The following is a 15,307-nucleotide window of genomic DNA, read 5'->3' as shown; positions in this document are numbered from 1 at the left end:
AGTAGGTCGCAGCACGTCAGTTTGATTCGAATCTTCCTTGAGATCTACATTGAGATATTAACTTTCCTTTCGTTTTGAACCTTCACAGATTACGCGCTGCGAGTTTGTTATCGCATTTCATTTGGCATCCCTGCGCGTCTAAACTAATTGATTTTGGCTGAGTTTATAGCAGTTACGTCCCGCTGCTTTAGCTTGATATAGCGCCTTATCGGCAAGTTCATAAAGTTGTTCGGCTTCAATGGTATCGTGTGATTCTGCCGCACCTAAACTACAGCTCACTCCAAACTGGGTGAAACTACTGTGCTGATTGATGGCCGAGACAATCCGTTCGCATAGCAAGCCTGCCGCATGAATATTGCCTTGGACAATAATAACGAATTCGTCACCGCCGATACGGAATGCTTGATCCGTATTACGTATGGTCGCACGAATGATGTCGCCAAATTCCTTCAGAATATAATCACCACATTTATGGCCGAATTTATCATTTAGCTGTTTAAAGTTATCTAAATCGAGCACTATGAGAGCGACAGAACCTTGTTTTCTATGGGCTCTGGCGGTCGCATTGCTGAGACTTTGACTGTAGTAATGGCGATTACCTAAACCTGTGAGCGAGTCAAACATGGCTTGCATCGACATTTCTTGGTATTGCATTGCATTTAATAACGGTTGCAATAACAGCGGCTCAATCTCTTTCAGGTTCGAGGTTTGCGATGGCGTCAGTGGCGTCAATAACTGGTACTGAATCGTCAGCGGCATACCTGCACATATGAGCTGTCGTTTGACGCTGATACCATAACGTTTGCCCCAGCTTAATTTATGTTCGCCATAACTTAAGCGCACACCTTGGATCGGCAAGTGTTGTCCCAGCACTTTGCCATAGCAGGCAAAGACTGTCCTTGGATCTAAACTGGCGTGCAGTTGTTGGATTACTTGTACCAAGTCCAATGGATTATCATTGGGACTATAATGTTCTGTTTGATAGCGATATTCGTCGGGATATAGCTCGGTCGCTAGGCCAAAGTCCATAATCATCACTCCAGCAAATGTTAGTGCGATACATCTCTTACTTAGTCTAAGCAAATACCGTGCCGTTATATTTGTTAATAAAATTTGTCTTTGTTAGTCATTCAGTTAAGCTTAAAACTCAGCGTTAGTTTTTTTGACACGTCAGCATTTTGACAGGAGTCATAGCCCCAATGGAACATAGCTTCTTAATCCAAGTACTACTTATGTTAGTGATTGCCATTGTGGCTATTGCTGTGCTGCGCCGTTTGGGCTTACCCGCAATTCTGGCTTATTTACTCACTGGTGTAGTGAGTGGACCGAGCGGTTTTCATTGGTTTACCCAGCATCAAATGCAATCTGTCGCTGAACTTGGGGTTGTGCTACTGATGTTTACCTTAGGCTTAGAGTTCTCTGTGCCGCGGCTGTGGGCCATGCGCCGTACCGTATTTGGCTTAGGCAGTGCACAGATGGTAATAACGACCCTGTTGACTATGGGCGTGGCCCTGTTGTGTGGTCTTAATTGGGTCGAAGCCTTAGTTATCGGAGCTGCCATTGCCTTATCATCCACTGCCATCGTCCTTAAATTACTCAATGAGCAAGGATGGTTGCGTCGTCGTCATGGTGAGCTATCCGTCAGTGTCTTATTATTCCAAGATTTAGCGGTTGTGCCGCTGTTGATCCTATTGCCATTACTGGCCAATGGCGGCGAACCTTTGATCGTTGCGGATATCGCCTTTGCTTTGTTGAAAGGTATTTTGGCCTTTTTCCTCTTAATGGCTTTCGGTAAATGGGCACTGCCGCGGATTTTTGACGAAGTTGCCCGCTCCCGCTCTAACGAACTGTTCGTATTATCAACGCTGGTGGTGGCCTTAGTCACTGGCGCGTTCACCCAATGGCTGGGATTATCCATGGCGCTGGGGGCATTTATGGCGGGTATGCTGCTGGGGGAAAGCCAGTACCGCCGCCAACTTGAGGCCGATATCCGGCCTTTTCGTGATCTATTGATGGGGCTGTTTTTCATCTCCATAGGCATGATGCTGGACTTTACCTTAGTGATGCGTTTTTGGTGGCAGATATTGCTGGTTTTAGTGGCGGTTGTGCTTGGTAAAGCGTTGATCATTCATGGTATTTTAAGACTAGTAGGCGAGCCTTTTCGAATTTCGATGAGTACGGCCATGAGCCTAGCCCAGGTGGGCGAGTTCAGTTTTGTGGTGTTGGCTTTAGCGGTTAATTATCAACTTTTAGATAATGAAATTAGTACCATGTTGGTCATGGTCGCCGTGCTTTCCATGTCGCTCGCACCTTGGTTAGTTCGCCATAGCGTGGACATTGCTAAGTGGGTGTTGGGGATCCGGCAGGCAAAACACGTAGATGAAGTCGTACCACTTTTAATGGATGAGCAAGAGCTGGTGATGATTTTCGGTTATGGTCGAGTAGGGCAGACCATAGCGCGATTTTTGAAAACTGAAGCCGTACCTTATCTGGTGATGGATCTCGATCCGACTCGTGTTTCTGAGGCACGCCGTGCTGGCGAACCGATTTATTTTGGAGACGTGTGTAAACGGGCGATTTTAAAACAAATAGGCGTTAAGCAGGCTAAGATGATCGTCATCACTTTTTGTGAATCGCGCAGTTTAGAAGAAGTCCTACCCTTATGTAAGTTATTGGCGCCAGAAGCTAAAATTTTAGTCAGAACTAAAGACGACAGTGATCTAGACTTGCTGAAAAAAGCGGGTGCCAATCAAGTGATCCCAGAATCTTTAGAAGGTAGCTTGATGCTAGTGTCACAGGTATTGCATCAATGCGGTGTGCCATTAGCGCGGATTTTAAAACGTTTAGAGTCAGAGCGGCGCAATCATTATCAATTTTTACATGGTTTTTTTTCCGGTACAGAAACCGACTTCACCTTAGAGTCATTGCATGCGGTGGCGTTACCGCGTGGTGCAGATGCGATTGGTAAAACCGTTGCCGATATTATGTGGGAAACCTTAAGAGTCGAGTTAAGGGCGATTCGTCGCAGTGGCGCCGAAGTGGAACATCCTGAGCAGGACTGGGTTTTTCGTGCAGGGGATATTTTACTGATAGTGGGTAAACCACGAAGACTTGAGAAAGCCGAGGCTAAACTCTTGCACGGCTAAAGCCAAAGGCTGGCTTTTTAGATACAGCTGAATTGCAGATATAAAAATGCCGACATAGTGTCGGCATTTTTGTCTGGAACTTGTTAACTTAAATTAGACAAAGTCTAATTACAGAATAACTACGTTCGCAGCTTGAGGACCTTTTTGGCCTTGTTCGATATCAAAAGAAACCTTTTGACCTTCAGCAAGAGTTTTAAAGCCTTCTGAAACGATTGCGCGGAAATGAACGAATGCGTCAGCGCCACCATTGTCAGGAGAAATAAAACCGAAACCTTTATCTTCGTTAAACCATTTAACTACACCAGTAGTTTTAGACATGAATGTCTCCAAAATTTTCAAACAAATAATTCGCAATTATGCGGGATGTTAGCCAGAAATAGAATTATTTACATTGATGATAAGTTATGAGTGGAAAGCTTCATGACAGCAAAAAATATTACAGGCGTAGCGAAGGTTTTCAAATACATAATATTGCTTATAAATAGGTCTGAATCACAGGCCGGAGTGCAGATTAACACACTCTAGGGGTTTGTATAGCTTTATTTTGAAATACCTTTCATCTATAGAGAGGGTTATGGAAAGATTTTGGGAGGACGATGCTTTATAACTGTTTATATTCAATTGGATACGAAGCTAGTTTGAAAATTATCGAGCGTAAAAAATATTTTGTCTGTTTGTCGCGACTTAGTGACAGTTTACCTATTAGGTGTCTGTGGAGTGTGGGAGGCGACCTGTATGCCAGAGAAGGGATTCAGTCACGCTTAGTTACGTTATTAAATTGTTGCCTATTTGTGTTGGTGATATTCTCGTCTGCAAAATAACAGCGTGCTTGAGCTTTAGATTCAGTGCGATAACTGTAGACCCAATATAATAAGAATGGAGAATGACGTTGAAAACAGTACTAAAACGGATTGGACTCGGCAGCTTAGTCTTAGTGCTGTTATTAGTGGCGCTGGCCGCCCATGAATGGTTTGCGAAAAAGCCGTTTTTCTTTCGCGCGTTTTTAGATCGAAGTGTGGTCAAGATGGCTTTCGAAAGCCCTGAGACCTTAACCTCATTGGGTTTCTTAGAATCGGTAGGGATTACAGGCCATAACGCCGAGTTGGATGATGATAGTCCAGAGGCGATGGATAAGACTTTCGCGCAAGTGCGTGATCTACGTGAAACCTTATTGAGTTATTCCGATGCGGATTTAGATGAAAATCAGCGCATTTCCAAGGATATTGCCTTATATCTTGCCGATTTCGCATTGGTCTCTGAGCCCTATCGTTACCATAACTATCCGCTGAATCAGTTGTTTGGTGTGCAAAACGGGTATCCCAGCTTTATGCAGGCACAGCACCAAGTCCACTCGGTGGGCGATGCTGAAAACTATCTGTCGCGTTTACAAAAGGTGAAACTTAAGTTTGCGCAAACTCTCGAAGGCTTAAAAATCCGAGAAGCTAAAGGGATTATTCCGCCTAAGTTCGTGATTGAGCGGGTTCTCACCGAGATGAATGATTTTGTCGCGACGCCGATTCAAGACAATATCCTATACAGTTCATTCAAAACCAAATTAGCTGACACGGATATCAGTGCCGATGAACAAGCACGGTTATTGGCCGCGGCCGAAGCGGACATAAAAGGTTACGTGCATCCTGCGTATCAACTCTTTATTGATTATTTTTCCCAGTTACAAGCCAAAGCGGGGACGGACGATGGTTATTGGGCGCTGCCAAATGGCGACCTTGCCTATGAGCAATTGCTGAAGTTCTTCACTACCACCAATTACACTGCTGATGAAATCCATGCTAAAGGGCTGGCTGAGGTGGATCGCATTCAAAGTGAAATCATGACTATCTTAGCCGCAGAAGGTTACGATGTGAGTCAAGGTTTTTCGGTCGCGATTGAAGCATTAGCCGCGGATCCTAAGTTTTACTATGAAGATAGCGATGCGGGTAGGGCGCAAATCTTGGTTGATTATCAGCATATTCTTGATGAAGTGAATGCGGGACTGGGTGATGTTTTCCGTATTAGACCCGAAGCGGGGATGGAAGTGGTGCGCATTCCTGAATTTAAAGAAAAAACAGCACCGGGTGCCTATTATCAGCAGCCCGCGATTGACGGTAGTCGTCCAGGGCGTTTCTATGCCAATTTATATGACATCAAGGCCACGCCTAAATACGGTATGCGCACTTTAGCCTACCACGAGGGGATCCCTGGGCATCATTTTCAAATCGCAGTGGCGATGGAGTTAGAAGGTATGCCGCTTATTCGTAAGATGGCGCCTTTTACGGCGTACATTGAAGGTTGGGCTTTATATAGCGAACGTTTGGCGTGGGAACTTGGTTTTGAAAAGGATCCCTTTGATAATATCGGTCGTTTGCAGGCAGAGTTGTTCCGTGCTGTACGTTTAGTGGTAGATACGGGTATTCACCATAGCCGTTGGACTCGCGAGCAAGCGATTGACTATATGAAGAAAAATACTGGCATGTCCGATCGCGATGTCACGGCTGAGATTGAGCGTTATATCGTTATGCCAGGTCAAGCGACGGCTTATAAAGTCGGCATGATGAAAATTCTCGAACTGCGCGAAAAAGCCAAGTTGGCCTTAGGTGATAAGTTCGATCTCAGAGACTTCCATGATGTGGTGCTGAAGAATGGTGCAGTTCCTTTGGATATCTTAGAAACATTAGTCGATCGCTACATTGCTGATAAAAATAGTACTGATGCAAAAAGTACTGAGGCTAAAGCAAAAGTTTAGCCCTTGGTTGCGACCGTTAACGTCTTGGGGGTGATGCAAAGTTAACGCCTTATTTATTAATGTTTTTCGGTAATTTTAAATCTATGCCCTGCCTGCGAATAAGTCTGTTCTTTTATCTTGCAGGCAGAGTGAGTTTATCGATAGAGGCTATCATTCTGGCTTTCGGCCAAGGCTTTCAATACAATTCCACACAACTCATTGATAAATGTCGCTCGGCAATGGCTTGCTATTGTTAGGTATCGATATTTTTAAGTTTCAAGGTTTGTACATGAATCGCTTGTCCCCCCAAGAACCTATTCAATTGACTCGCACCACGATTGAGTCATTATTCACGCCGCCAACCTTAATGCGCGCCCGTGATTATGTGATGAAAGGACGGGTCTTGAGCGCCAAAGCGAATGCCGATTTTCGTCATATTGAAGGTCGCGTCATGGGGACGGAATCCCAGCCCTATCGGCAAGATATTCGCCTCGTCAGTGTGAACCATAAGTTGATCATGAACGGCTTCTGTTCATGCCCCGCCACTGGGCATTGCAAGCATATTGCCGCCGTGCTTTACAGTTTACTGAGTGATAGAACCGTTGAAGATCAACGTATTGCACAGTGGTTACATCTGCTAGACGAAAGTGATGATCTCACGGTTTCAAATGTCGATTTACTCTATGACGATCGCGTGTTGTACGTGTTATCCAAAGATGATAACGGCGTCTACCTTGAACTAAGAAAAGGTAAGCTGGCGAAGAAGGGCGGTTATAACAAAGGCTCTAAAATCGCGTTATCGGATGTGCAATACTACATGCCCGCTTGGATTGGCGCCGAAGACGTGCTCATCATCAATCTTATTATGTCGACTCGCCGCCACGGTGCCTCGCGTTTGTATCTTAAAGCTCAGTTAGGCGCTATGGCGCTGGAAAAAATGCTCGTCACTGGGCGATGTTTTTGGGAAGAGAGCCGTTTAGCGCTCACCCGAGGTGAACCGTTAAAGCCTGAATTCATTTGGCTGGATAAGGATGCCGAGCACAAGCAGATGCAGTTAACGCTGCCCAATAAGGACAATTGGGAGCTGATCCCCTGCGAGCCGCCGACTTATATCGATTTAGATTATTTTAAAATAGGCGCATTAGAGACAGAGATCAGCGTTGAAAAACTCTTGTTACTCAGTCAGATGCCGCCAGTGCCTAGCTCACAAATTGAACTAGTGAGCCACAAACTGATTAAGCATTTTTCTGCGAAAACCGTACCTACGCCGGCTTCGATTGATTTTGTCGAGCTGCAAGTGCCGCTGCAAGTTAGGTTGACCTTAACCTCGCAGGAATTACCCGAGTTTGCTATGGCGCAGCCATTAGTGCTGCTGGAATTTGTTTATCAAGACGTGGTGCTTGGCGGCCAATATCCCGATGAGCCCTTGTCCTTAGTTACCCATCAAGGCAAAACCTATCAAGTCGCGCGTCAACTCGATGCGGAAATGGATGCCATTAATCGTTTGATGACATTGGAACTGGTCGAGCTGGCGCCTTCTTTTATCCCGAATAGCGGCAGTTATGCCAGTATTTGGGGGTTAGGGCCACTGCCAGAAACCATCGATGCTTGGTTGCACTTTATCCAACAGGAAATCCCGGCGCTAGAGGCCTTGGGCTACCAAGTGCATTTTGCCGACCATTTCAGTTTGAATGTGATTGAAACTCCATTGGCGATTGAACTGGATGATACCCAAGAGGGTTGGTTCTCCCTGTCACTGAATGCCGATATCGATGGCCAAATGGTGCCTATGCTGCCCTTAATTGCCACTTGGCTTAAGCAGTATGGTGAACCGGCAGACGATGCAGAATTATTGCTACCCAGCCCGAATGGCGATTGGTTAAAAGTTAAAGCTAGCGTGATTAAGCCGCTGATCAGCATAATTTTAGAACTGTTCGACAGCCATAAAGGCAATAGCGTGTCTTTGCCTAAATACCGTGCCCACCTATTAAATGATTTTGCCGACAGCGATATTCGTCTGCTTAATGGCGAACGGGTACGCAGTTTAGCAACTAAGCTTGAAAATTTTAACGGTGTGTTAGAGGTCGCTGTCCCCGACAACTTACATGCTGAGTTACGCCAGTATCAACAGCAAGGCTTAAATTGGCTCTGTTTTTTAAAGGAATATCAGCTTGGCGGTATTTTGGCCGACGATATGGGACTGGGTAAAACCATTCAAACCTTGGCTTTTTTACTTAAGCAGCAAGCGTTAAAACCGACGGGTGCTAGCCATGTACCGAGCCTCATTATTTGCCCAACGAGTTTAGTGGGCAATTGGGCGAAAGAAGCCGCGAAATTTGCGCCTTCGTTAAAGCTTGTCGTCATTCATGGCGCCTTACGTAAGCCTTTACTCGAACGCTTAGGTGAGTTTGATATTGTGGTGACGACCTATCCGCTGATTGTGCGCGACAGTGACTATTACCAACAGCAGGTGTTTGAACATATCGTGCTCGATGAAGCGCAGCAGATTAAAAATGCGCAGGCGAAAGTGACTCAAGTGATTAAAGCTCTTAAAGCGCCGTTTAGATTGTGTCTGTCGGGTACGCCGCTTGAAAATCACTTAGGCGAACTTAAGTCTTTGATGGATTTTAGTTTACCTGGATTACTCGGCACGAATGCCTTCTTTAACAAATCCTTTAGGCACAAAATTGAACGTTATGGCGATAGGGAACAAGCGCGAATCTTGAGTCAGCGGATTGCGCCTTTTGTGCTGCGCCGAACCAAAGATGAAGTGGTCGGTGAATTACCCCCTAAAACCGAAATCTCCCAGAGCTTAGAGTTAGAAAAAGATCAGCGAAATCTCTACGAGAGTATTCGATTGGTAATGGAGAAAAAACTGCGGGATTTATTTGCCACTCAAGGCGTTGGCAGCAGCCATATCGAGTTTCTCGATGCTTTACTTAAGCTACGCCAAGCCTGCTGCGATCCGCGCTTAGTGAAGTTAGAGCAAGCGCAGAAAGTGAAGAGTAATGCTAAGTTAGACTGGCTGAAACAGAACTTGCCCGAGATGGTGCAAGAGGGGCGCAAGATATTAATTTTCAGCCAGTTCACTAGCATGCTTAGCCTGATTGAAGCTGAGCTGGTGGACTTGGGGCTCGATTACAGTAAGCTCACAGGGCAAACTCGCCTGCGCCAAGCGCAGATAGATAAGTTCCAAGAAGGCGATACGCCTGTGTTCTTAATCAGCTTAAAAGCGGGCGGGACTGGGCTCAATCTCACCGCGGCGGATACTGTGATCCATTATGATCCTTGGTGGAATCCAGCGGCGGAAAAACAGGCTACGGACAGAGCCCATCGTATTGGCCAAGATAAGCCCGTGTTTGTGTATAAGCTGATTGCCGAAGGCACTGTAGAAGAAAAAATCCAAGAAATGCAGCAGCATAAACAAAGCCTAGCGGACAGTATTCTCGAAGGTAAAGGTAAGGGCACATGGCAAGGAAGCGCCGATGAATTGTTATCGCTTTTTAGCTAATAGTGGCCAGTTTTAAATTGATTGAATCATTTGACTGAGGTGAACCATGCAGTACCAAGTCGACACTCATACCCATACTGTGGCTTCAAGCCATGCTTATAGCACGATTCATGACTATATTGCCGTAGCAAAACAGAAGGGTATTCGCCTATTTGCTAATACAGATCATGGGCCTGCGATGGCGGATGCGCCGCATTTTTGGCACTTTGTGAATTTAAGAGTGTTGCCGCGTATGGTCGATGGCGTCGGGATTTTGCGGGGTATCGAAGCCAATATTAAAAATATCGACGGCGAGATTGATTTCTTTGGCGATTATTTAAAGCAGCTCGATATTGTGCTCGCGGGATTCCATGAGCCCGTCTATCCTCCGTCAGATAAGGCAACCCACACAGAGGCCATGATTAATGCGATTAAGAGCGGCAAGGTCGATATCATTACTCATCCGGGTAACCCTGCTTATCCAATTGATATTGAAGCCGTTGCCCGCGCCGCTGCAGAATACGGTGTAGCGCTTGAAATTAACAATTCCTCCTTTGAAGTATCCCGTAAGGGCAGCGAAGCTAATTGCACTGCGATTGCTAAAGCGGCCAAGGAGTTTGGCACGATTTTAGTTATGGGCTCTGATTCCCATGTGGCTTTCAGCTTGGGCGGTTTTGCGCGGGCGCAAGCGATCATCGATGAAGTGGCTTATCCGCCATCACGATTACTCAATCGCAGTCCTTCGGCACTCTTGGCCTTTTTAGCCGCCCGTGGTCATGAAACCGTCGCCGATTTGATCCCCTTATTTAGCGACGATGCTCAATTAATAGATGCATAGTGAATAATATTAGTGATGAAAATCGTGGTCACTGAGGCGATGCCAGCTCAAAGCGGGGAGGCGAGCAACACAGAAGCCAACATCCCGCAAGTCGTGTTGATTACTGGCGCGAAGAGTCAGCTTGCTCAGGCTTTGCTGAGAGTCGCAGCCGATATTGGCGAGCTAGCCCTAAATACCATCGCAAACACAAACATAAGTGAAAACACTGACGCATCGCTGAAGCTTTATGCGTTAAGTCGCAGTCAGTTAGACATTACCGATGTCGCCAATATTGCGGCAGTGTTTGATCAATATCGACCAAGCTGGGTGATCAATTGCGCGGCCTATAATGCGGTTGACGCTGCTGAGCATGACGCAATCGAAGCGAATCGGGTGAATGCACTCGGCCCTGAGTTATTGGCGCAGCAATGTTTGTTGTCGGGCGCGCGCTTACTGCATGTGTCGAGCGATTATGTGTTTGGTGGTCAAGCTGTTTGCGGTATTGCTCATGCTGCTGAACGTGCTGTTTGCGATGCTAGAGAAAGTGGCGTTGAACAGCATCAAAACCTAGACTCAGCTTCAAATTCAAATCCAAACCATTTACCAAGGCCATTTGTTGAACTTGATGCTCCCGAGCCGTTGTCTACTTACGGTAAGAGTAAGTTGCTCGGCGAGCTGAAGGTAGTGGCGGTTCTGGGTGATGGTGCAACGATTGTGCGCACCTCATGGCTCTACGGTCAAAATGGGCATAATTTTGTCAACACCATGCTGAACTTGATGCGTACTCAGCCAAGTTTGCAGGTAATAGCCGATCAAATCGGTTGCCCGACATGGAGTGATGCACTCGCGCAGGTGATTTGGCAATTAGTCATGCAGCAGCGCTCGGGCGTATTTCATTACAGCGCTCAAGGCCAGTGCAGTTGGTATGAATTTGCTAGTGAAATCCAGCGACAAGCCCTAGCGCTTAATTTGTTAAGTCAACCTGTGGATATCCAGCCGATTACCAGTGCGGATTATGCTAAGCAGGCACTAAACCGCGGTGTCAATTTGGCAAAAAGGCCGAGTTATAGTGTGTTGAACAGTGGTAAATTACGCTCCACTTTGGTGACCCATAACGCACTGTTGATGCCTGAACACGTGGAGTGGCAAGATTGGTGTCAGCAATTGAATTGCATGTTGCGGCGGTTATCTTGACGATAATGAGCGTGACTCACATTTTGCTTTAGGCTGCTTTAATCAGGCGTTAAGCGTTTACGTTATCGCAGTGACTAACGCTGTCGAAAACAATAAGCCCGCCAATAATCAGATTTAAGCGACGGCTTTAGACTATCCGTATGAAAACATGGGCTCTGAATACGAATGCAGCTGGACTCAAGGCTCTTCTCAGCGCCGATGGCTTGCCTTAGTATCGTAATCACTTTGTTTATCTGTGGTTTTGTACGCAGCGGTTCAAGCCGTGAGTCTTAGTCTATTTTGCTTGATGTATGATGAATTTGTTCTAAATTCCCCTTGGATGACAATGGCATAATGCCAAGATATTTAATGCATTAAGGACGTTTCAGTGACAGACAAGACGACAATAGCACAGACATTGACCAAACAAGATCTACTGCAAGTGGTCGCGATTGCCAAAACGGCGGGCGATGCCATTATGACGGTTTATGGTCAAGATGACTTTTCGGTGAGCCATAAGGGTGACGATAGCCCCGTGACAGCGGCGGATTTAGCCGCGCACCACGTGATAGTGGCGGCATTGGCGCAGCAGTTTGTCGGTATTCCTATTATGTCTGAGGAAGCGGCGGATATTGCGTGGGATGAGCGTCGTCAATGGCAAACCTATTGGTTAATTGACCCTTTAGATGGCACTAAGGAATTTATTAAGCGCAATGGTGAGTTTACCGTCAATATTGCGCTTATCCATCAAGGGGTTGCAATCGCAGGTGTGGTATATGCGCCTGTGCTCGATACCTATTATTACGGCGCTAAGCATTTAGGTGCATGGCGTCAACAAGCGGGTCAAGAAAGTCCCTTATTGGGCGCTAAAGCGCCACGCGCGATGCCGATGATTGTTGGCAGTCGCTCGCACTTAAGCCCTGGTTTAGCGCAATATTTACAACAGTTTGGCGAGCATGACATCTTAAGCGTGGGTAGCTCGCTTAAGTTTTGTATGTTGGCAGAAGGCAGTGCTGATCTGTACCCCAGACTTGGCCCAACTAGCGAATGGGATACTGCGGCGGCGCAAGCTGTGCTCGAAAGTGCAGGCGGCACAGTTGTCTGTTACGACTCAGGTGAACCATTAACTTATAATCAAAAACCTGACATTTTAAACCCTTACTTTATTGCCACAGCCCCAGGCTGGGTGAAATAACGACCGCATAGCATCGATACTTGTTGATGAAAGGGCGGGCTAAACACTGGAGTAGTATTCATGATGCGCATGGGCGTCGATTTAGGCGGAACAAAAATAGAATTAGTCGCACTGAGTGATGAAGGCAATGAGCTATTTCGCAAACGTGTGACGACGCCGCGTGACTATCAGGGCACGCTAGCTGCGGTTGTCAACCTGGTCAAGGAAGCAGAAGCGACACTCGGCGAGCAAGGCACAGTCGGTGTGGGAATTCCTGGTGTGGTATCGCCCTATTCAGGTTTAGTGAAAAACGCCAATTCAACATGGATCAATGGTCATCCCCTCGATGTGGATTTAGGGGAATTGTTGCAGCGTGAAGTGCGGGTTGCCAATGATGCCAACTGCTTTGCGGTATCAGAGGCGGTCGATGGTGCTGCCGCTGGTGCATCTGTGGTGTTTGGCGTGATTATTGGTACTGGTTGCGGTGCTGGCGTGGCAATTAACGGCAAAGTTCATGGCGGTGGTAATGGTATCGGCGGTGAATGGGGTCATAATCCTTTGCCTTGGATGACCAAGGAAGAGTTCAATACCACCCGATGTTTCTGTGGCAATCCCGATTGTATCGAGACCTTTATCTCTGGCACTGGATTTGTGCGTGATTATAATACGGCTTTGACGGCTGCAGGTACAGTGCGTACTGCTGCCAAATCAGGTGCTGATATTATGTTGTTAGTCGATGAGGGTGACGCTATTGCGGTTGCTGCATTTGATCGTTATATGGATAGACTCGCTCGTTCACTCGCCCATGTGATCAATATGCTCGATCCAGATGCCATAGTGCTGGGCGGCGGAATGTCGAATGTCGCAGCGATTTACCCAAGATTACCGGCATTGCTGGCCCATTATGTGGTGGGGCGTGAGTGCCATACGCCTGTGGTGCAGAATCTTTATGGTTGTTCATCGGGTGTGCGCGGCGCAGCTTGGTTGTGGGAAAAGTAATCTTCGCTTGGATATCTGTACTCATCTAGTGAGCTTATTCGGCTTTGAGATCAATGCTTAATGGCTTATACGTTTTATAAACATTAGCCCAGCAAAACGCTGGGCTAATGTTATCTGCTGTGCGTTTCGCCGTATTTTGATGCTATGATTGCGCTCCTTTGGGTTGCTTGGCATGGACATCATGTTTTGGGTTAAGAAAGTTGTTTCACAAGGGATAATGCCGATTCCCTTTATCCTATTGTTATTACTGATTTCTTTTCTGGTATGGCGCCGTCGGAGCATGGCGAAATACTTAGTATCTTGCGCTTTTTTTCTCTTACTCTTTTTAAGCAGTCAACAGAGTGTAAATACCTTAGTGCGGCCATTAGAAGCGGCTTACCCTATTAATTCTACGCCCATCGCTGGCGCTTGTTTTGTGATGGTATTAGGTTCGGCACACTCGGATATTCAAGGCGCGACTGCTGTGCAATCCTTATCTGCAGTAGCGCTTACAAGACTGAGTGAAGGCGTCAGGCAGCTTAATTTAGGCCAAGAATGTAAATTGATTGTCAGCGGTTGGGGCGGCGAACTCACGCAGGTTTCCCATGCTGAAATGATGGCGAATGCCGCAGTTGAACTGGGCGTCGATAAACGTCGGATCATCCAATTCCCCTTGGCGCGCGATACGATAGAAGAAGCGCAATACTTAAAGTGGGAATTAGGGGAGGAGCCCTTTCGCTTAGTCACATCGGCTACTCATATGCCACGGGCTATGGCTATCTTCACCGCTAAAGTTTTACATCCTGAAGCCGCACCAACGGATTTTATTGGGAGAGATGATTTTTGGTGGCGTTTGACGGCGGATAATCTAGTGGCTTCTCAGCGGGCGATTCATGAATACATTGGCCGTTTGTGGTTATGGTTAAAGACCGTAAGTTAAAAATGGCAAGTTAAGGGGGTGGTTTCCGACTTCAATCTAAAGATAGTGAGTGTTAACAGGAAGATGAACAATGACAATTGAGTCAGAAATAGTATCAGTGCGTCCTTTATCGAAACGAAATGGGTTAACCTTAACTTGGCTGGGAGGCTTAAGTCTGGTGCTGGGTTTGGGACTTTTTCTAACGTGGCCAGCCTTGTTTGCCGTGGGGTTGATGTTTTTTAGTTTGGGCGCGATTTCATTAATTCTCGGTTTAGCCAAGGTGTATGAGCCGGAAACGACTCTAGCACTAGATGACAAGGGGCTGACCTATTTTCATCGCCGCGGCAAAGTGTCTATCGCTTGGGATAATATTCAAAGGGTCGATATCCCGCGAGTGACCAATGGATTAGATACCATAGAGTTATCTTATTTAGGCATTAAACTAAAACACTTAAATCCTATTTTGGACAATATCTCCCTGCGCTTAGCCACCGGCTTATTAACAGAGCAGCGGCCTTTATTGGTGACTGCAGCCTCGCAAGATGAAGACTTAGCGACTTTAGAAACTTATCTCGGCGCAGAGTTTGGTCCTTTGGTGATAGAAGGGGATCGCTATCGCGGTGTATTGGCAATGTTTGGGCATCGCTGCGTGATGTTAGATACGCGTTTAGGTTATCACTTGTATATTCCCCACGACAGTTTGGACAGAGAAGCTAAGGACTTTATCAAGCTGCTTAGACAACGTATTGCACAAGCCAGTCGCTTAGCGGATTAAGCTTTACCGCAGTTATTAATACGATTGATATTTCATTTTTACGTGAAGATAATCGGTAATAAAAAAGGGGACCCTAAGGGTCCCCAATGAGTTGCAGAGATGAAGTTTGGGTT

At 46.4% G+C, this 15,307-nt stretch carries 11 protein-coding genes; 9 read left to right on the top strand and 2 right to left on the bottom strand.

Features of this window, described 5'->3' with window-relative positions:
* Positions 1–138 precede the first annotated feature (138 nt).
* Positions 139–1,029 carry a GGDEF domain-containing protein gene (locus tag Q4Q57_RS00555; RefSeq protein ID WP_006080996.1) on the bottom strand — a complete coding sequence of 297 codons (891 nt, stop codon included), beginning with the start codon at positions 1,027–1,029 and terminating at the stop codon, positions 139–141.
* Between the two features lie 170 nt (positions 1,030–1,199).
* On the opposite strand from Q4Q57_RS00555, the gene Q4Q57_RS00550 reads away from it, so the two are divergent.
* Positions 1,200–3,146, top strand: coding sequence for a monovalent cation:proton antiporter-2 (CPA2) family protein (locus Q4Q57_RS00550; protein ID WP_311889246.1), 1,947 nt, complete (start codon positions 1,200–1,202; stop codon positions 3,144–3,146).
* 108 nt (positions 3,147–3,254) lie between these two features.
* Here the strand turns inward: Q4Q57_RS00550 and Q4Q57_RS00545 are convergent, their stop codons facing one another.
* A complete protein-coding gene (locus tag Q4Q57_RS00545) occupies positions 3,255–3,464 on the bottom strand; it encodes a cold-shock protein (RefSeq protein ID WP_006080998.1) in 210 nt (69 codons plus the stop codon).
* Between the two features lie 565 nt (positions 3,465–4,029).
* On the opposite strand from Q4Q57_RS00545, the gene Q4Q57_RS00540 reads away from it, so the two are divergent.
* From Q4Q57_RS00540 to Q4Q57_RS00505, 8 genes are all read left to right on the top strand, one after another.
* The gene (locus Q4Q57_RS00540) at positions 4,030–5,889 is read left to right on the top strand and encodes a DUF885 domain-containing protein (protein ID WP_311889244.1); all 1,860 of its coding nucleotides are present in this window, start codon (positions 4,030–4,032) and stop codon (positions 5,887–5,889) included.
* Positions 5,890–6,157: 268 nt separating this feature from the next.
* Positions 6,158–9,379 carry a DEAD/DEAH box helicase gene (locus Q4Q57_RS00535; protein ID WP_311889243.1) on the top strand — a complete coding sequence of 1,074 codons (3,222 nt, stop codon included), beginning with the start codon at positions 6,158–6,160 and terminating at the stop codon, positions 9,377–9,379.
* Positions 9,380–9,425: 46 nt separating this feature from the next.
* Positions 9,426–10,196, top strand: a complete 771-nt coding sequence (locus tag Q4Q57_RS00530) for a phosphatase (protein ID WP_259483228.1) — start codon at positions 9,426–9,428, stop codon at positions 10,194–10,196.
* A gap of 15 nt (positions 10,197–10,211) precedes the next feature.
* A complete protein-coding gene (locus Q4Q57_RS00525) occupies positions 10,212–11,369 on the top strand; it encodes a sugar nucleotide-binding protein (RefSeq protein ID WP_311889480.1) in 1,158 nt (385 codons plus the stop codon).
* A 367-nt stretch (positions 11,370–11,736) separates the two neighbouring features.
* Positions 11,737–12,543 carry a 3'(2'),5'-bisphosphate nucleotidase CysQ gene (cysQ, locus tag Q4Q57_RS00520; RefSeq protein ID WP_063883227.1) on the top strand — a complete coding sequence of 269 codons (807 nt, stop codon included), beginning with the start codon at positions 11,737–11,739 and terminating at the stop codon, positions 12,541–12,543.
* Between the two features lie 60 nt (positions 12,544–12,603).
* Positions 12,604–13,521, top strand: coding sequence for a fructokinase (gene mak / locus Q4Q57_RS00515; protein ID WP_300483938.1), 918 nt, complete (start codon positions 12,604–12,606; stop codon positions 13,519–13,521).
* Positions 13,522–13,738: 217 nt separating this feature from the next.
* Positions 13,739–14,440: an ElyC/SanA/YdcF family protein gene (locus tag Q4Q57_RS00510; protein ID WP_311889479.1), complete on the top strand. Its 702-nt coding sequence runs from the start codon at positions 13,739–13,741 to the stop codon at positions 14,438–14,440.
* Between the two features lie 70 nt (positions 14,441–14,510).
* Positions 14,511–15,194 carry a DUF2982 domain-containing protein gene (locus Q4Q57_RS00505; RefSeq protein ID WP_311889242.1) on the top strand — a complete coding sequence of 228 codons (684 nt, stop codon included), beginning with the start codon at positions 14,511–14,513 and terminating at the stop codon, positions 15,192–15,194.
* Positions 15,195–15,307 lie beyond the last annotated feature (113 nt).

It is taken from the genome of Shewanella sp. SP2S2-6 (assembly GCF_031931965.1).
In the GTDB taxonomy this organism is placed as follows: Bacteria; Pseudomonadota; Gammaproteobacteria; order Enterobacterales; family Shewanellaceae; genus Shewanella; species Shewanella baltica.
Note: the sequence above shows the minus strand (reverse complement) of the source record. Positions and strands in the feature narration are given on the sequence as shown.